Below are 20,585 nucleotides of genomic sequence, written 5' to 3'. Positions count from 1 at the left end.
GCCCGAGGAGGTCCGCTGCTGCCCGGACCTGGATGCATCGAACGGATATTCCCGTGATGCGTTGACCGCATCATGAATTGAACGGACAGGACGCCAATGAACACGCACGACCCTTCGCAGTTCTCCGACTCCGCACTCGATGCCGCCCGGCTGCCGCAGGAGGCCGAGCGCCTCGCTACGGCGATCGTGGCGTCGCTGCTGCGCGGACTGTTCGCGGATGCGCAGGGCGCCTGCAACCCGGCCGATGCGATCGCGACCCTGCGTCCGTCGCATGGACGTTGGCTGGAAGCCACACTGCGTCATCTCGAACGTCATGGTCTGCTGTCCACCGATGCGCAGGCGCAGCGCAGCCGTTTCGCCGCGGTCGAGCCGGTCGAGACGCTCTGGCCGCGCTGGGAAGAGGCGATGCATGCCTGGGCCGGCAACGCCAACCATCGCGCGTACCTCGCGCTGATCGAGGCCTGCCTGCGCAAACTGCCGGAGGTCCTCACCGGCGCGGTGCCCGCCACCGACGTGATGTTCCCCGAATCGTCGATGCATCTGGTCGAAGGCATCTACAAGCACAATCTCATCGCCGATCACTTCAATCTCGTCCTCGGCGAAAGCCTGCGCGACGAACTCGCCGCGAAAGCGGCGCGCGGCGAAGGCGGCCTGCGCCTGCTGGAGATCGGCGCCGGCACCGGCGGCACCACCGCGGCGCTGCTGCCGACGCTGCGCGGGTTCAGCGACCGGATCGAGGAATATCGCTACACCGATCTTTCCAAGGCCTTCCTGCTGCACGCCGAAGAGGTCTACAAGCCGCAGTTCCCGGCGATCCGGACCGCGATCTTCGATGTCGGCAAGCCGCTCGCGCAGCAGTCGGTCGAAGGCAACCGCTACGATGCGGTGATCGCCACCAACGTGTTGCACGCGACCTCCAACATGCGCGAGACCGTGCGCAACGCCAAGGCGTTGCTCAAGCGCGGTGGCGTGCTGCTGGTCAACGAGCTCAGCGAATGGGCCTGGTATACCCATTTCACCTTCGGCCTGCTCGAAGGCTGGTGGCTGTACGAAGACGAGAGCCTGCGTCTGCCGGGCTGCCCGTGCCTGTCTCCGAAACAGTGGGAAAACCTGCTCAGGGCCGAACGTTTCCACGACATCCGCTTCCCGGCCAGCGCGCATCACGGGCTGGGCCAATTGGTGCTGGCGGCGAGGAGCGACGGTGTGGTCCGCCAGCGCCTGGTGCCGGCGGCCGCCGCGAAGACGCCCTTTGCCAACAAGGTCCCCGCCGCGGCAGCGATGCCCGCGGTGCCTGCGACCGCCGCAGCGGTCGCACCGGCCGCGCCCGCGGCCGCCACTTCGACCGCGACCGGCGACGCCTGGCTCGCGGACGCCTGCGCGTCGCTGTTCCGCGACATGATCGCGGCCGCCCTGCGTATGGACGTGCGCGAGATCGAGACCCGCCGGCCGCTGGAACAGTACGGACTGGACAGCATCCTCGTGGTGCAGCTGACCACGCATTTCCGCAAGCTGTTCCCTGGCGTGCGCAGCACCCTGTTCTTCGAAGTGCAGAGCATCGACGGCCTGGTCCGGCACTTCCTGGACAACGATCGCGCGACCGTGGAATCGGTGCTCGCCGCGCGCGGCATCGTCCCCGCGACGGCGGCCGCCGAGCCGCCGACCACCGCGCCCGCGTCGACCGTCGCGCCCGTGGCGGTCGCACCTCTCGCGACACCGGCATCCGCACCGCGCGCGCAGCGCGAGCGCCGGCGGTTCGCGCCGCGGCACGAGGCCGCGCCCGCAGCGCCGGCGTCCGCGTCGCCCGCTGCCCTGCCTGTCTCCGGCGACGCGGCGGCCGATCGCCCCGCGCGTTTCGACGTGGCCATCATCGGCATCAGCGGGCGTTACCCGCAGTCGCCCGATCTGGAACGTTTCTGGGACAACCTGTCCGCCGGCCGCAACTGCGCGGTCGAGGTGCCCGCCGATCGCTGGCACTGGCAGGATCACTACGACCCGGAGAAAGGCCCCGGCTTCACCCGCTGGGGCGGTTTCATCGACGACGTCGACAAGTTCGATCCGCTGTTCTTCCGCATCGCGCCGAAGGAAGCGAAGAAGATCGATCCGCAGGAACGCCTGTTCCTGGAAACCAGCTATCGCGCGATCGAGGACAGCGGTTACACGCCGGACACCCTCGCGCCGAACGGCAAGGTCGGCGTGTTCGTGGGCGTGATGAATTCGCGCTACACCCCGCAGCCGCTGTTCTACTCGATCGCGAACCGGATCTCGTTCCTGTTCGATTTTTCCGGCCCCTCGTTCGCGGTCGACAGCGCCTGCTCGGCGTCGCTCACCGCGATCCACGTCGCCCTCGACAGCCTCTACAGCGGCATGTGCGACGCCGCGATCGCCGGCGGCGTCAGCCTGATCCTCGATCCGCAGCACATGCTCGAACTCACCGCGCTCGGGATGCTGTCGGAGGGCGGGAAGTGCCGTTCCTTCGGCACCGATGCCGATGGCTTCCTCGACGCCGAAGGCGTCGGCGCGGTGATCCTGAAGCCGCTGGCGCACGCGCTGCGCGACGGCGACCACATCCATGCCGTGATCAAGGGCAGCGCCCTCAACGCCGGCGGCCGCACGCACGGTTACACCGTGCCGAATCCGGTCGCGCAGGCCGCGGTCGTCTCCGCCGCGCTGACCCGGGCCGACATCGATTCCGCCGACGTGAGCTATCTCGAAGCGCACGGTACCGGCACCGCGCTCGGCGATCCGATCGAAGTCGCCGGGCTCACCCGCGCCTTCCGCGCCAACCGTCGCGCCACCGACCGGGCGGCCGGGCAGCACTGCGCGATCGGCTCGCTCAAATCCAACATCGGCCACTGCGAATCCGCGGCCGGCATCGCTGCGTTGACCAAGGTGCTGCTGCAGCTGCGGCATCGCCAACTGGTGCCGACCCTGCACGCGGAGCGGGTCAACGAAGAGATCGATTTCTCGACCACGCCGTTCCGCCTGCAGCGCGAACTCGCCGCATGGCGGGCGCCGATCGACGGCGCCACGGGCCGCGAGCTGCCGCGCATCGCCGGCATTTCGTCGTTCGGGGCCGGCGGCGCCAACGCCCATCTCGTCGTGCAGGAAGCGCCGGCCTCCGTGCGTCCGCGCGCGGCCGAGACCGGCCCCCGCCTGGTCCCGCTGTCGGCGCGCAACGCCGAGCAGCTGCAGGACAAGATCCGGCAGTTGCTGGCCTATCTGCAGCGCGAGGGCGCGAGCGTCGATCTGCCGGCGCTGGCTTACACCCTGCAGGTCGGGCGCGAGGCGATGGACGAGCGGATCGCGCTGATCGTCGATTCCGCCGACGACCTGCGCCGCCAGTTGCAGGCGCTGGCCGACGGACAGCGTCCCGATCGCGAACCGCAGCGCGGCAATGTCCGCAAGAACCGCGAATTTCTCGCTGCGTGCCGTGCCGACCCCGATTTCGCCTCGCGCTGCGAGGCATGGACCGCGCAGCGCGATCTCGCGCGCATCGCCGAACACTGGGCGAAGGGTGTCGGCATCGACTGGGGGCAGCTGTATTCCGATGCCGGACCGGATGCACGGCCGGGACGCATCCCGCTGCCGACCTATCCGTTCGCGCGCGAACGCCACTGGATCGAACCGCAGCGTTCGCTCGGCCAGGGCCATGCCGCCGCTGCGAAACATCCGCTGCTCCAGCGCAACACCTCGACCCTGCGCTACCCGGCGTATGCCGTCGAACTGAAGGGCGACGAGCGCTTTCTCGGCAGCGATGCGGCGGGGCAGCGCCATCTGCCGGCGCTGCTCTGTCTCGAAATGGCGCGTGCCGCCGTCGCCGAGGCCTATCCCGACGACGTCGCCGCGCGGGAACTGCGTTTCGAAGACATCGCGCTGGACGACGGACAGCGCGTCGACGCCGGCTGCGAGCTGCAGATCGCGCTGCTGCCCGACAGCGACGACGCGCTGCGCTTCGAGATCCACAGCGCCCTCGGCGATGCGGAACGCGTGCATGCCCAGGGCCGTGCGCTGTTCGCCGCGCCCGTCGCCCCGGCGCAGGCCGATGTCGCGGCGTTCGCGGCGCGCCTCTCGCGCGGGATCGCCGCCGACGTCTTCCACGGCCGCTTCGCGACGCTGGGGCTCGCGGACGCCACCGAACATCGCGTCGTTCGTCGCATCGCGCGCTCGGCGCGCGAGCTGGTGCTCGAATATGCCGGCACCGAAGCGACGACGCCCGGTCCGTGGGGCCTGCCGCCCGACGTGCTGGCATCGGTGCTCCAGGGCGCCGCCTGGCTGCTGGGCGAACTCGGGCCGCTGCCGTCGACGCCGTTCGCCTGGCGCATTCCCGCCATCGAAGCGGTGCGCTTCCATGGTCGATGCGCGCAGCAGGGTTTCCTCGTCCTGCGCGGCGAAGACCAGACGGCGATCGACGCCGAGAGCACGCGCTGGGACGCGACCTGCTTCGACGCGCACGGTCATCCGACCCTCGACATCGTCGGCCTGCAGCTGACGCGGGTGTCGGTCGGGCAGGGCACTGCCCCCGTTGTCGCTGCGATCGCGAGCGCAACGCCGGCCGCAGCCACGCCCGTCGCCGCTGCGCGCGTCGTCGAAACCACCGCGACCGAAACGCGACTGCCGGCACCGGTGCTGCCGGAGGCCGGGCGCAGGCTCGCGTTCCTCCGCGCCTCGGCGCCGTCCGTCCGTGCACCGGTCGCCACCGACAGGCCGCATGCCAAGCCGCCCGCGCTGACCCTGCGCGCCGCTGCGGATGTGCCCGCCCCCGGTGCCGTGCCCGTCGCACGACCCACGATCGCGCTGGATCGCCCCGATGCCGACCGCCTGGTCGCGGTCGCCGACGCGGACGCCGCGGCGTCCTGCGTCGACCTGCGCGTGCTCGGCGATGGCGTGTATTCGCTGACCGTCGACGTGGATGCGCCCACCCCTGACGCCATCGATCAGCTGCTGCAGGCGCTGGCGTACGTGCGCGACCGCGCGGACGCGAAGGCCCTGCTGATCGCCGCGGGCGAGAACGCGTTCCGTCGCGGCGACGCCGCGGCGCTCGATGCCGCGATCGGCGCCGGGCTGTATCGCGCGCTGCTCGAATTCCCGCTGCCCACCATCGCCGCGCCGCAGGGCGACGCCGATGGCGCCGGTTTCCTGCTCGCCGCGCTCTGCGATTTCATGGTCTGCGCGCAGGAATCGCGCTACGGCTTTTCCGATCCCGTGCACGGATTCCATCCGACCCCCGCCGAAGCCGATCTGCTGGCCGCGCGTTTCGGCGCATCGCGCGCGAACGATCTGCTCTACGTCGGCGGTGCCCAGCGCGGACAGACGCTGGCGGCCAAAGGCTGGACCTGCACGGTCGTCGAACGCGCACGAACGCTGCCGACCGCGCTGGCGCTCGCCGCGTCGATCGCCGCCAAACCTCGGGAATCGCTCTCGCTGCTCAAGACGCACATGGCGGACGCGCTTGCGCCGCTGGTGGCGCGTCTGGGGGACGCGACGCGGCCGCAGTCCGGCGCGGTTGCGCCCTCGAAGGCGGCGGGCAAACCGCCGAAGACGCGCGCGGGCATCGCGATCGAAGCGTTGTCCGACACGGTGGTTTCGGTCCGCCTCCGCGCAGGCCATGCGACGCGCTCGGCCGCGCTGCGCGATCTGCGCGCGACCCTGGCCGATCTGGCGCAGCGCGGCGGCCATGCCGCGATCGTGCTGCGCAGCGATCTTCCCGACTTCCTGCCGGCGTCCGGCGATGACGATACGCAGGCATCCATCGCCGAATTGATCTCGCTGCAGGAGACGCTTTCGGGGCTTGCGGTGCCGGCGATCGTCGCATTCGACCACGACACCGATGGCGTCGGCTGGCTGCTGGGCCTGAGCGCCGATGCCTGCGTGTACGGCGAGCGCAGCCGCTGTTCGGCCGAGGCGCTGTGGCGCGATTCCGCGCTGCTGCGTCGGGCGATGCCGGTGTTCGCGCGTCGCCTCGGCGACAACCTCGCCCGACAGTGCCTGTTCGGCGCGACCGCGATCGACGCCGCCGCGCTGGCATCGGGCGCCGCCATCGTGGCCGCCGATGTTCCGGCGACGACGCTGGCCCTGCTCGACGCCACGCCGCTGCGTTCGCCCGAGGCGCTGCGCCAGTGGCGCCAGCGCAACCGCGCGGCGGACACCGCGCAGGAGATCGTGCCCACCGGCGAACGCCGCGCCGCGCCGCTGCCGTCGTCGCCCGCGATCGAAACCGAAGTGCGCGACAACGGCGTCCTCGTCGTGCGCATGGTCGACCGCGACGCGAAGAACATGTATTCGCCCGCGCTGATCCGCGGGCTGGAAGAAGTGTTCGCGCACATCGACGGCTGCGACGACTATCGCGCGGTCGTGCTGACCGGTTACGACACGTATTTCGCCTGCGGCGGCACTCGCGAAAGCCTGCTGGCGATCCAGCAGGGCGCCGCGAAGTTCACCGACGCCAAGGTCTACCAGTTGCCGATGAGCTGCCGGCTGCCGGTGATCGCCGCGATGCAGGGCCACGCCATCGGCGGCGGCTGGACGCTCGGCATGTTCGCCGACCTCTGCCTGTTCAGCGCGGAAAGCCGCTACATCAGCCCGTACATGCAGTACGGCTTCACCCCCGGCGCGGGTTCCACGCTCATCTTCCCGGCGCGGCTGGGTGCGGATCTGGCGAAGGAAACGCTGTTCACCGCGCACGAATACACCGGCAGCGAACTGCGCGCCAAGGGTCTGCCGCACGTCTGCGTGCCGCGCAGCGAAGTCCTGCCGCGCGCGCTCGCGCTGGCCGATGCGATCGCGTCGCGCCGCGTCGAGGACGCGCGTGCGCTGAAGAGACATTTCAGCGCCGTCGACCTCGCACAGGTCGAAGCGACCTACACGCGCGAACTGGCGATGCACGATCGCAGCTTCGTCGGCCAGAGCCATGCGCTGCAGGGCGTGATGCAGCATTTCCTGGACGAAGCCGACGCCGCTGCCGGTGCCGATGTCGTCCAGGTGCCGGCGCAGCCTGCGACTGCCGCGACTGCCGCGACTGTCGAAACAACGGCTGTCGACGCCGACGCCATCGCCGATTTCCTCAAGTCGCTGCTCGCGTTCGAGCTGCAGATGCGGGTCGACGATGTCGATGAGGACACCCAGTTCGTCGACCTCGGCCTGGATTCGATCACCGGCGTGACATGGGTGCGCAAGATCAACGCCGAATACGGCACGAAGATCGAAGCGACCAAGGTCTACAGCCATCCGACGCTGCGTCAGTTCCGCGACTTCGTCGTCGCCCTGATCGCCGCGCGGCAGGGCGGGCCCAAGCAGGCACCGTCCGCACCGCGCGCGGTCGCCGCGGTCGCCGCACCGGCCGTCGTGGCCGTCGCGGTCGCGCCGCAGGCCGCCGCGGACGAGACCCGCGACAGCGAAGCCGATCTGTGCGCCGCGCTCAAGCGCATGCTCGCGCAGGAACTGCACATGTCGGAGGACGATGTCGACGAACATCGTCAGTTCGTCGAGCTCGGCCTGGATTCGATCACCGGCGTGACCTGGGTGCGCAAGATCAACGCCGAATACGGCACGAAGATCGAAGCGACCAAGGTCTACAGCCATCCGACCCTGGTCGAATTCACCCGATTCCTCGGCAACCTGTTGCCCGCGCGTGCGGCCGCATCGGCCCCGGCGGTCGCACGCGTCGCGCCGACAACCGCGCCGACGCGTCCGGCCGATGCGCGCCCGGCGACGACCGCATTCGCGCGCACGCAATCGCTGACCTCCTGGCGCAAGAAGGGCGCGCGGCGCGCGTCGTCGACCGCCGGCGGCACAGACGCCATCGCCGTGATCGGCATCGCCGGACAATTCCCGCGCGCGAAGAACCTCGACGCGTTCTGGCGCAACATCGCCGGCGCGAAGGAATGCATCGACGCGGTGCCGGCGCAGCGTTTCGACATCGAGCGCTACTTCAACGAAGACATTTCGGTTCCGGGCACCACCAACTGCCGATGGATGGGCGTGCTCGAAGACAGCGACGTGTTCGATCCGCTGTTCTTCAACATCTCGCCGACCGAAGCCGAAAGCATGGACCCGCAGCAGCGGTTGATGCTGCAGAGCTGCTGGCACGCGATCGAGAACGCCGCGATCGACCCGCGCAGTCTCTCCGGCAGCCGCTGCGGCGTGTTCATCGGCTGCGGCGGAACCGACTACCACCAGCGCTCGCGCGAGCACCAGCTCAGCACCCAGGGTTTCACCGGTGCGGCGATGTCGATTCTCGCCGCGCGCATCGCGTACTTCCTGAATCTGCAGGGGCCGTGCCTGTCCATCGACACCGCCTGTTCTTCCTCGCTGGTGGCGATCGCCAATGCCTGCGACAGTCTGGTCGCGCAGAACTGCGACCTCGCGCTCGCCGGCGGCGTCGCGGTGATGGCAGGACCGGCGATGCATGTGAAGACCGGACAGTCCGGCATGCTCTCGGTCGACGGACGCTGCTTCGCGTTCGATCACCGCGCGAACGGTTTCGTGCCCGGCGAAGGCGTCGGCACGGTGATGTTGAAGCGTCTGGCCGACGCCGAGCGCGACGGCGACATCGTCCACGCCGTGATCCGGGCCTGGGGCGTCAATCAGGACGGCAAGACCAACGGCATCACCGCGCCGAACCCGGTGTCGCAGACACGGCTGATGCGCGCGATCTACGACAAGTTCGGGATCGATCCGGAAGACATCCAGCTGATCGAAGCGCACGGCACCGGTACCAAGCTCGGCGATCCGATCGAAGTGGAAGGCCTGACCCAGGCGTTCCGGCACTACACCGACAAGACCCAGTACTGCGTGCTCGGCTCGGTCAAGGGCAACATCGGCCACAGCCTGTACGCGGCCGGTGTGGCCGGCGTGCTCAAGCTGGTGCTCGCGCTGAAACACCGCCAGTTGCCGCCGGCGGCCAGCTTCGAACGGCTCAATCCGCACATCGATCTCTCCGACAGCCCGTTCCACGTCAGCACCGCGCTGCAGCCTTGGCCGGAGAACGCCCGTGGCGGACGTTCGGGCGTGGTCAGCTCCTTCGGCTTCAGCGGCACCAACGCGCATCTCGTGCTGGAAGCGGCGCCACCGCGCGCGCTCCCGACGACGGCCGATACCGGTCCATCGCGACCGGCGCTGATTCCGCTGTCGGCCAAGACCCCCGAACAACTGCGGCAGCGCGCCCGGGATCTGGCGGAATTCCTGGAAGCGTCCCTCGCGGAGGCCAACGCCGCGCCTTCGCTGCAGGACATCGCCTACACCCTGCAGGTCGGCAAGGAAGCGATGGAAGAACGCTGCGCGCTGGTCGTGCGCTCGCTGGCCGAGCTCGACGAGCGCCTGCGCACCTTCGCCGCCGGAGAAACCCCGAAGGGCATGCATGTCGGCAGCAGCCTCTCGCGCGCCGGCAAACTGGCCTTCATCGGCCAGGACCGCGATCTGCAGGCGGTGCTGATCCAGACCTGCCTGCGCGAAGGCAAGCTCGACAAACTCGCGGAGCTGTGGGTCGATGGCGTCGATCTGCCGTGGGACACGCTGCACATGGATGCGCGCGGCGCGCGACCGCGGCGCATCGAATTGCCGCTGTATCCCTTCGCCCGCGAGCATTACTGGCTGGAAGACGAGACCTCGGCGCTGCTTCTGAATGGCGCCGACGGCACCGCCGCTCTGCATCCGCTGCTGCATGCGAACGTCTCGACGCTGCGCCAGCAGCGTTACCGCACCACCTTCGATGGCACCGAGTTCTTCCTCCGCGATCACCGCGTGCGCTTCGGCGAGGGTCGCATCGAACACGTGCTGCCCGGTGTGGCCTATCTGGAAATGGCCGCTGCCGCCATCGCCGAAGCGCTGCCCGAGACCTTCGCCGATCCCGGTTCGCATGAGCGCCTGACCCTCGGCAACATCGCCTGGTGGCGACCGGTGGTCGTCGATGGTCCGACGACGGTCGAGATCGAACTCGGCATCGACGATGCCGGCGCGATCGTGTTCGAGATCGCCACCGGTTCGGGCGAGGGCCGCGTCCTGCATTGCCAGGGCGAAGCCGGCTTCGTCGATGCGGTCGGCGAGCGCACGGCCGACGCCGCGCTGCTGGCCGCCGCGCAGCGCGGCGAGCAGTGGAATGCCGACGACATCTACGCCGCCTTCGGCCCGATGGGCCTGCACTATGGCCCAGCCCATCGCGGAATCCGCAGGCTGTCGCGCATCGGCGGCAAGGTGGTGGCCGAGGTCGTCTTGCCCGCCGTCGCCGGCGTCGCTGATGCCTACCGCATGCATCCCAGCATCATGGACGCCGCGTTGCAGGCATGCGTCGGCTTCCAGCCTTCGCTGCAGACGCTGCCGCACGCGCCGTCGGTGCCGTTCGCGTTGCGCTCGCTGACCCTGCACGCGCCGTGCCCGGAAGAGGTCGTCGTCGTGCTGACGCCGGCGGGCACCGCCGGCGCCGGGGCCGGCGCCATCGAAAGCTGCGATGTCTCGATCTTCGATGCCGGCGGGGCGCTGTGCGTCGACATCCGCGGCTTCGTCTGGCGCGGGGTGGACAAGGCGAAGACCGCAGCGGCCGAAGCCGGCGGGGCGCGGCGTTCGGACGCCGCCCGTCATGTGGATGCGGCGAGCGCGTTCGATGCCCATGAATCGCCGGACGATGCGGGCGCGTTCGATGAAGCGTTCTATCGGGAGCTGCTCGACAGCATCTCCAGGAAGGAAATGTCGGCCGAAGAAGCCGCCGAACTCGGGTCACTGTCATGAAAGACACCTTGTTGTCCATCTACCGCGAGGTCGCGGAAGGCCATCTCACCCAGGCCGAAGCGCTGGTCCGGATCAGGACGCTGAAGCGGCAGGCGCTCGACGCGCCGCAGGGCGTTCTGCTCGCCACGCCCGAATGGGTCGCGGCACCGGCCGTGTCCGGCCCCGGGCAGGCGCCGCACAGGATCGTGCTGTGGGGCATCGATCGCGCCGCCGTCGCATCGCTGAAGTCGCAGTCCACCGCCGAGATCGTCGAGCTCGCCCGCGGGGATGCCGCCGCGGCGGATGAAGTCTTCGCCCACGCGACGCTGCAGGCGCTCGCCGCGATCCAGTCGATGCTCGCAGGCGCCGTGCAGGACGTGCGCGCGCTGCTGATCGTCGCCGATGCGCCGGACTCCGCGATCGCATCCGGTTTCGCGGCCATGTGCCGGGCGGCGATGGAGGAAAACCCGGCGCTGCACGCGCGCGTGGTCCAGGTGCCGGCCGATCTCGACGCCGACGCGTTGCGGCGCGTGGCGCACGATGAATCCGCGGCCGCCGCACCGCGCGGCGCGGACGTGCGTCATGTCCGCCGGGCCGGTGCGCTGTACCGCGAAATCCCGCGCTGGCGGGTGCTGGCGCAGACCGTCGACGGCGATCCGCCGTCCTCGGCGCCGGTGGTGTTCAAGGAAGGCGGCTGCTATCTGATCACCGGCGGCGCGGGCGGCATCGGCCTGCAGTTCGCGCGCGAGATCGTCGCCCAGACCGGCGCGGCGCGCATCGTGCTGGTCGGCCGTTCGACCCTCGCGCACGACGCGCGCAAGACGCTCGATGCGCTGGCGACGCCGACCCACCGGATCGAATACGTCGCGCTGGATGTGGCGCAGGCGGAAGCGGTCGATGCGCTGATCGCGCGGCTGCGTGCCGAAGGACAGCCGCCCAGCGCCATCCTGCATTGCGCGGGCATTCTTCGCGACGGCTTCATCCTGCGCAAATCGCCGACCGAATTCGCGTCGGTGCTGGCGCCGAAAGTCGCCGGCCTGGCCAATCTCGATCGCGCCACGCGCGACCTGTCGCTCGATTTCGTGCTGCTGTGCTCGTCGTTCTCCGCCTGCTGGGGCATCGTCGGCCAGGTCGACTACGCCGCGGCCAACGCCTTCATGGACGCCTTCGCCGCGCAGCGCAATCGACTGGCCGCGCAGGGCGAACGCTGCGGCCGCACGCTGTCGGTCAACTGGCCGCTGTGGCAGGACGGCGGCATGACCCTCGACACGCCGACCCGCGAACGGCTGGAGGACCACACCGGCATGCGGCCGCTGTCCACCGCCGCCGCGATGCAGGCGATGTACCGCGGCTTCGCCGCGCCCTGCGACCGCCTGCTGGTGATGGAAGGCGAACTGCCGGCGATGCAGGCGCTGCTGGACGCGGTCGATCCCCTGCGCGAATCCGCGCCCGCAAGGACGGCCTCGCCGAACGCCTCGACGCCCGCACCATCCGCCGACGCCAAGGCCGAAGCCACGGGCATGGACGATGCGCTGAGGGCCAAGGCGCTCGACTACATCTGCCAGCAATGCGCGATGGTGCTGAAGATCCCGGTCGCGCGGGTGCGGCCGCAGGCGCCGCTTGAGCAGTACGGGATCGATTCGATCCTGGCGATGAAGCTGGTGACCCATTTCGAAAAGATCTTCGGCAAGCTGCCGAAGACGCTCGCGTTCGAGTATCAGACGATCGCGCAGCTCAGCGATTACTTCTGCACTGCGCATGCGGAGCGCCTGATCGCGATCCTGGTGCCGAAGGCCGCACCGGCATCGGGCGCCGCCGAGCGCCCGGCCGCACCGGCCGTGCCGACCGCACCGGCGACAGCGAAGTCGCAGGTGCCCGGCAAACGCCTCGCCGCGACGCGCCCGTCGCCCGCCGCCGCGACCCAATCCTCCGTTCCGCCGAGCGCCGGGTCGACGACCGCGGAACTGCTGCCGCGGCGCGAGACCGACCGACGCAGCGAAGGCGACAGACGCAGCGAGACCGACAGGCGCAGCGCGAACGCGAGCGTTCCGCAGACGCCCGCCGCACAGACGTCGTTCACCAACGAACCCATCGCCATCGTCGGCCTCAGTGGCCGCTATCCCGAAGCCTGGGATCTCGACGCCTACTGGCGCAATCTGTCGCAGGGCGTGGACTGCATCCGCGAAATCCCCGCGGAACGCTGGCGCTGGCAGGCCTTCTATCGCGAGGTGACCGGCGGCGAAGCCCTCGGTGCCGGCGAACACAGCAGCAAGTGGGGCGGCTTCATCGAAGGCGCCGACGAGTTCGATCCGCGCTTCTTCAGCATCACCCCGCGCGACGCCGAACAGATCGATCCGCAGGAACGCATCTTCCTGCAGCACGCCTGGATGGCGCTGGAAGATGCAGGCTATACCCGCGCCGCGCTGCAGGCGTGCCGGGGCGGGCAGGTGGGCGTCTACGCCGGCGTGATGTACGGCGAGTACAACCGCTCGGGCAGCCTCGCCAGCATCGCCAACCGCCTGTCTTACGTGCTCAACGCGCACGGGCCGAGCATGACGCTCGACACCATGTGCTCGTCGTCGCTGACCGCGATCCATCTGGCCTGCCAGGACCTGCGCCTGGGCCGCACCGACATGGCGCTGGCCGGCGGCGTCAACCTCAGCATTCATCCCGGCAAATACGCCATGCTGAGCGCCGGCCAGTTCATCTCCAGCGACGGCCACTGCCAGAGTTTCGGTGAAGGCGGCGACGGCTACATCCCGGGCGAAGGCGTGGGCGTGGCCGTGCTCAAGCGCCTGTCCGACGCCGAACGCGACGGCGACGCGATCCACGCCATCATCCGCGGCAGCGCGCTGAACCACGGCGGCAAGACCAACGGCTACACCGTGCCCAATCCGCAGGCGCAGGCGGCGGTGATCGCCGATGCGTTGAAGGACGCCGGCGTCGACGCACGCCATGTGAGCTACATCGAAGCGCACGGCACCGGCACCAAGCTGGGCGATCCGATCGAGATCGCGGCGCTGGGCAAGGCCTTCCGCGAATACACCCAGGACACCGGGTTCTGCCTGATCGGTTCGGCGAAATCGAACATCGGCCACTGCGAATCGGCCGCGGGCATCGCAGGCCTGACCAAGGTCGTGCTGCAGATGCGGCATCGGCAGATCGTGCCCTCGCTGCACTCCAAACGCCTGAATCCGAACATCGATTTCGGCACCACGCCGTTCGAAGTCAACCAGCGCCTGCGCCCGTGGGATGCGCCGGTGATTGACGGCCGTGAGCTGCCGCTGATCGCCGGCATTTCCTCGTTCGGCGCCGGCGGCGGCAACGCTCATCTCGTCGTCGAGGCCTACACCGCCGGCGCCACGCACACGATTCACGACGAATCCGTGCCCTGCGTGGTGCTGCTGTCGGCGCGCACTCTGCCGCAACTGCGGCAGAAGGCCGAAGACCTCAGGGCCTTCGTCGAGCGCGATGCCGGCATCGATCTGCACAGTCTGGCCTACACCCTGCAGATCGGCCGCGAAGCGATGGAAGAGCGGCTCGGCCTGCGCGCGGATTCGCGCGCCGAACTGCTCGGCAAACTCGCGACGTTCCTCGCCGCCGACGAACTCGAGGACGGTGCGCTCGCGGACGATCTCTACTACGCGCAGTCCCGTCGCCATCGCGAGAGCATCGCGCTGTTCACGGTCGATCGGGATCTGCAGGCCAGCGTCGACGGCTGGTTCGTCGCCGGCAAGGTCTCGCGCCTGATCGACGTGTGGACCAAGGGCCTCGATCTCGACTGGCTGAAGCTGCATGGCGCGCCGTTGCCCGCGCGCATGCATCTGCCGGCGTACCCCTTCGCGCGCGAGCGCTACTGGCGCGAAGAGCCGCTGGGCACGCCCGGCGCCGCGACCGCTGCCGCGCAGCCGATGCATTCGCTGGTTCAACATTCACTCGTCCACCGCAACGCCTCGAAACCCGGCCGGCAGCGGTACCACAGCACATTCCGCCTCGACGATCCGCGGATCGCCGGCGTGAAGATCCAGGGCCATGCCGGCCTGCCGCAGGGCCTGCAGCTCGAAGCGGCCCGGGCCGCACTCGCCGACGCGCTGCCCGCGCTGCAGCAGGGCGGTGCATGGGAACTGCGCGACGTGCGTTTCGCCGCGCCGCGCGCGGTCGCCGGTCGCGATGGCACGCTCGAACTGGAGATCGCGGTGCTGCCGCCGGGGCAGGGCGCACGGCCCGAACTGCCGCAGGCCGCCTTCGAACTCGTCGACGCCGTCGATGGCCATGTGTTCTCGCAGGGCATCGTCGCAGCATGCTCCGATGCAGCAGGCTCCGATGCGGCGACGCCCACGCTCGACATCGCCGCGGCGACCCGCGGCGCGGCGCCGTTGTTCGCCGATCAGGCCGCGATTCTCGGCGCCCTGCGCGCGCTCGGCATTGACATCGATGTCCTGCATCAGGCCGCCGCCACGATCCAGCGCACCGCCGACGGCCTGTGGCTGACCTTCGCGTCGACCGATCCGTCGCCGGCGTTCGCGGACTGCGCGATCGATCCGTCCCTGATCGAAGCGGCGATGCTCGCCGCGCAGTGGCTGCATCCCGCGCACGACGGCCTGCATCTTGCCGCGGGCTTCGCGGGCATGCGCGTACATCCGGTAGGCGCGCGGCCGCGTCATGCCTGGATTCGCGTCAACAGCGGCTCGCGCCAGGACGGTGCGCTGGCCGTCGACGTCGCACTGTGCGCGGCGGATGGCGCCGTGTGCATCGAATTCAGCGCGCTGACGCTGCTGCCTGCGACGATGATGACGGCGACCGCCGCCGCGGTCGCGGCGACACCGGAGACCGATCGCGTTGCGCCGGTCGCAGCGGCGGTTCGCATGCCCGACCGCACGTTCCATGGTGGCGCGACCACGCTGGCCGCGGCGACGCCTGCCGCGCCCAGCGTCGATGGCGAAGCGTTCGCGCCGGCCGCAGCGCTGGCCAAGCCGAGCGCGATCGCATTGTCCTCGCCCGAGCAGTCCGCCGCCGAACCGCGGGCCCCGATCCTCGGCAAACCCTCGCTGTCGCTGACCATCCGCGGCGACGCGCCGGCCCCCGCAGCCGCGAGCGCGTCGCCCGCCTCGGTCGTGCTGCAAGAGGATGGCGACGGGATCTTCACCCTGCGTCTGCAGGCGCACGAGGGCCGACTCGACGCGACGCTGATCGATGCGCTGGACCAGGCGCTGACGCATGCGCGCGGGCTGTCGTCGCTCAAGGCGCTGCTGATCGAAAGCGATGCAGGCCTGTTCCTTCAGGATGACATCGTTCAGGGCGACTTGGCCTCGCTGCACGATGCGCGCGCACGGTCGCTGCTGCAGTCGCTGGCGTCGTTTCCCGCACCGACGGTCGCGGTGCTGTCCGGTGCCGCGCTCGGCGCCGGCTTCCGTCTCGCCAGCACCTGCGATCTGGCGCTGGCGATCGAAGATCAGCGCTACGGATTCGCGGCCGACGCCGGCGACCCATCCGGTCTCGATGCCGGCGACGCCGCATGGCTCGCCGCGCGTTTCGGCGAACCGCTGGCGCTGCGGTTGGTCACCGCCGGGCAAGCGCTCGACGGCCGCGCGCTGCAGGCCGCCGGCTGGGGCGCCACCGTGGTGCCGCGTGCGGCATTCGCCGCCGCGGCCGACGCGCTGCGCGCCAGTCTGGCCGACAAGTCGGTCGGCGCGCTGCGCCTGCTGAAAGCGCACCTGGCCCGCGAATTCGAATCCGCGGTCGCCTCGGGCGCAGAGGCCGTCGTGCATGGCGCGGTCGCCGCAGGCGCGACGCCGGCGGACGCGCTCGTCGCGCGCCTGCACGCGATCGGTCAATCCGGATCCGACATCGGATCGGCGTTTTCGCCGCATCTGCCGCGGCAATTCTCCGCGGACGAAACCATCGAAGTCGCCGCCGATGCCGCCGCGACCGCGGGCGAACTGCCGCTGACATCGACCGTCGTCCGCGCCAGCGTCGACGCCGACGGCGTCGTGGTCGTGCGCCTGGAGGATCGCGAAGAACGCAACATGTTCTCCGACGCGTTGATGGCCGGTCTGCAGGAAGTCTTCGACCGGATCGGGCAGTCGTCGGCGTACAAGGCGGTGGTGCTCACCGGCTACGACACGTACTTCGCCTCGGGCGGCACGCGCGAGGGCCTGAAGGCGATCCAGGAAGGCAAGGTCCGCTTCACCGACATCGATGTCTTCCAGTTGCCCATGCGCTGCCCGCTGCCGGTGATCGCGGCGATGCAGGGCCACGGCATCGGCGCCGGCTGGACCCTCGGCCTGTTCTGCGATGCGGTGCTGTTCAGCGCGGAAAGCCACTACGTCAGCCCGTACATGAATTTCGGCTTCACCCCGGGTGCGGGCGCGACCGGCATTCTGCCGACGCGGCTCGGTTTCGATCTCGCGCGCGACAGCCTGTTCACCGGCCGCGAGATCACCGGCCAGGAACTCGCACGACGCAATCCGCAGCTGATGGTGCTGCCGCGCGATCGCGTGCTGGCCGAAGCGCTGTCGCTCGCACGCGACATCGCCCATCGCCGCCGCAGCGATCTGATCGCATGGAAGGCCGCGCGCATCGCGCCGCGCTTCGATGCCTGGCAGGCCCTGCTCGCGCGCGAAGTCGAGATGCATGCATCGACGCTGGTGGGGCAGAGCGACGCGCTGAACCGCATCGAACAGCGTTTCGCGCCGGTGCAGCAGACCGCGGCCGACGCCTCGGCGAAACCTGTCGCCGCCACGACGCCCGCGCGGCATGCGCCCGCGACCGCCACGGCCGGCCACGAGATCCTGCCGGCCATCCGCCGCCTGCTCGCCGAAGAACTGCGCGTCGACGACAGCGAGATCGATCCTCGCGCCCAGTTCGTCGACCTGGGCCTGGATTCCATTTCCAGCGTGACCTGGATCCGCAGGATCAACGAGCACTTCGGCCTCGCGATCGAAGCGACCAAGGTCTACAACTACCCGAGCCTGCACAAGCTGGCGCAGCACATCGGCGAGCAGTTGGCATCCGATGCGAAGGACGCGAACGCGGCCGGCGCATCCGCCGGCAACCCTGCACCCGCCAATGCAGCCCCCGCGAAAACGGCACCCGCAGCAACCGCCTCCGTGCGCGCCGCAGCGCCGCCCGCACCGGCCCGACAGGCACCAGTGAGCGCTGCGCCCGCCGCCACGAGCGCAGCGCCACGCGCCCGCGTCGATCTCGGCGCGATCCGGCGCAGCTTGATCGATCTGATGGCGCAGGAACTGCGCCAGGAACCCGACAGCATCGACGCCGATCGCGGCTTCGTCGAACTCGGCCTCGATTCGATTTCCGGCGTCACCTGGGTCCGCGGCATCAATCAGATCTACGGGACCGCGATCGAAGCGACCCGTGTCTACACCTATCCGACCGTCGAACAGTTCGCGCGTTACGTGCGCGATCTGCTGGTGCAGCGGGCCGCCGACGAAGCGCCTGCCGGCGCCGAGTCCACGGCATCGGTCGACACCACCCACGCCGCGCATGCGGCACCGGCATCCGCCGTCTACGCGGCGACGGCGCTCTTCGACTGGCCGGTGCTGCAATCGTGGCGGACCGACGACGACGCGACGGCCGCATCGGCATCAGGGACGGCCGCGGGCGGCCCACGGTCCCGCGCGATGCACGCGACCGAGATCGCGGTCATCGGCATGGCCGGACGTTTCCCGATGGCCGAGGATCTCGACCGCTTCTGGGACAACATCACCCACGGCCGCAACTGCGTTAGCGAAATCCCGCGTTCGCGCTGGGACACCAGCACCTACTACGTGGAAGGCCACCCGGGTCTGGGGCAGAGCAACTCGAAGTGGATGGGCGTGCTCGAAGGCCACGATCGCTTCGACCCGCTGTTCTTCGGCCTGTCGCCGCTCGAAGCCGAAGCGATGGATCCGCAGCAGCGCGTCTTCCTGCAGTGCTGCTGGCACGGCATGGAGAACGCCGGTTACACGGCGGAACGGTTGTCGGGCACCCGATGCGGCGTATTCGTCGGCTGCGCCAACGGCGACTACAACCTGCTGTCGCGCGAACAGCAGATCAACGCGCTCGGGTTCACCGGCGGCGCGACCTCGATCCTGGCCGCGCGCGTGTCGTACTTCATGAACCTGCAGGGACCGTGCGTCTCCATCGATACCGCCTGCTCGTCGTCGCTGGTCGCGATTTCCTCGGCCTGCGACAGCCTGATCACCGGCGCGTCGGACATGGCGCTGGCCGGCGGCGTGTACGTCATGGCCAACGCCGACATGTTCCTGAAGACCGCGCACGCCGGCATGCTGTCGCCCGACGGCCGCTGCTACACCTTCGACCAGCGCGCGAACGGCTTCGTGCCGGGCGAGGGCGTCGGCGTGGTCATGCTCAAGCGCCTGGCCGATGCCGAACGCGACGGTGACCGCATCCTCGGCGTGATCCGCGGCTGGGGCGTCAACCAGGACGGCCGCACCAACGGCATCACCGCGCCGAACGCGGAATCGCAGCAGCGCCTGATCCGCGACGTCTACGACCGCTTCGATATCGATCCCGCCCGAATCGAGCTGATCGAGGCCCACGGCACCGGCACCAAACTCGGCGATCCGATCGAGATCGAGGGATTGAAGTCCGCGTTCCTGCCGGCGACCGACCGCAGACAGTACTGCGCCATCGGCTCGGTGAAGACCAACATCGGCCATTGCCTGACCGCGGCCGGCGTCTCCGGCTTCATCAAGCTGCTGCTGGCACTGCAGCACCGCCAGCTGCCGCCGAGCATCAACTACGAGACGCCGAACGAACATCTCCATCTCGACGGCAGCCCGTTCTTCGTCAACACCACCCTGCGCGACTGGGTCGCACCCGCGGGCGCCGCGCGTCACGCCGCGATCAGTTCCTTCGGCTTCAGCGGCACCAACGCGCATCTGGTGCTCGCGGAATACGTGCCCCCGCCGTCGCAGACCGTCGCACCGGCGGCGGTGCCCGCGGCCGGGGTTGTCGTGCCGCTGTCGGCGCGCACCGCCGACCAGCTGCTGCAGAAGGCCAAGGATCTGCGCGCCTTCATCCAGGCCGAGCCCGCGCTCGATCTGGTGGCGCTCGCCGGCAGCCTGCAACTGCATCGCGACGCGATGGACGAACGGCTGTGCTTCGTCGCGCACCGCGTCGCGGACGTGGTCGATGTCCTCACCGCCCACATCGATGCCGCGGGTTCGAACAAGCCGTTGCCGCACGGTACGTTCGCCGCGCACGTCAGCAAGGGCCGCGAGAGCGTGCGCCTGCTGAGCGAGGACTCGACGATGGCAATGTTGATCGTCGACCGCTGCATCGCCGACGGTCATCTGTCGAAACTCTGCGAGCTTTGGGTGAAGGGTCTGGCGCTGGATTGGCGGGCGCTGCACGGCGAGCGCAAACCGCCGATGCTGGCGCTGCCGCCGTATCCGTTCGCGGACGATGCCTACTGGATCGTGCCGGGCGACAGCGTCTACACGACCCAGCCGTCGCAGCGCAGCGGCACATCTCCGCACCAGCATCCGCTGCTGCAGGAGAAGATCGCCGACCTTCGCGAGCGGGGTTATCGTCCGACGGCCAGCGGGCAGGGCGCCGATGCGGAAGCCGCGCAGCGGACCGAACTGATCCATCTCCCGACCTACGCCTTCGCGCGGATGCATTGCTGGATTCCGTCGAAGGACGAGGTGCGGGGCAGCACCGGTCCGGCGTCAGGGGCGCCGCCGCTGCCGCGGGCGGGCGATTACCTGCCGAACCTGGACGCCATCGCCGAGCTGTTCGCGGAGTTGGAGGAAGACCGGCTCAGCACCAGCGAAGTGGCGGCGCGGGTGAAGCAACTGGCCTGAAGTATCTGGCCGGGACAATCGGCCAGGCCGGACGGCTCGATCTCCGGCCCCGCCGGT

The 20,585-nt window shown here is 69.8% G+C and carries 2 protein-coding genes; both read left to right on the top strand.

Features of this window, described 5'->3' with window-relative positions; translation table 11 throughout:
• The first annotated feature begins 96 nt into the window (after window positions 1-96).
• Window positions 97-10,719 carry a beta-ketoacyl synthase N-terminal-like domain-containing protein gene (locus tag ABD974_RS12535; protein ID WP_345303678.1) on the top strand — a complete coding sequence of 3,541 codons (10,623 nt, stop codon included), beginning with the start codon at window positions 97-99 and terminating at the stop codon, window positions 10,717-10,719.
• Entirely contained in the window at window positions 10,716-20,528 is a 9,813-nt protein-coding gene (locus ABD974_RS12530) for an SDR family NAD(P)-dependent oxidoreductase (RefSeq protein WP_345303677.1), read from the top strand. Before ABD974_RS12535 ends, ABD974_RS12530 begins: the two co-directional genes overlap by 4 nt.
• Window positions 20,529-20,585 lie beyond the last annotated feature (57 nt).

Origin of the sequence: Lysobacter hankyongensis (genome assembly GCF_039543145.1) — a bacterium.
Classification (GTDB): Bacteria; Pseudomonadota; Gammaproteobacteria; order Xanthomonadales; family Xanthomonadaceae; genus Lysobacter_I; species Lysobacter_I hankyongensis.
This window is presented reverse-complemented; position numbering and strand designations above follow the sequence as displayed.

Bases quoted from the DNA above. Each gene is read 5' to 3' on its own strand.
- ABD974_RS12535 (WP_345303678.1), top strand. From the start codon at position 97: ATGAACACGCACGACCCTTCGCAGTTCTCCGACTCCGCACTCGATGCC.
- ABD974_RS12530 (WP_345303677.1), top strand. From the start codon at position 10,716: ATGAAAGACACCTTGTTGTCCATCTACCGCGAGGTCGCGGAAGGCCAT.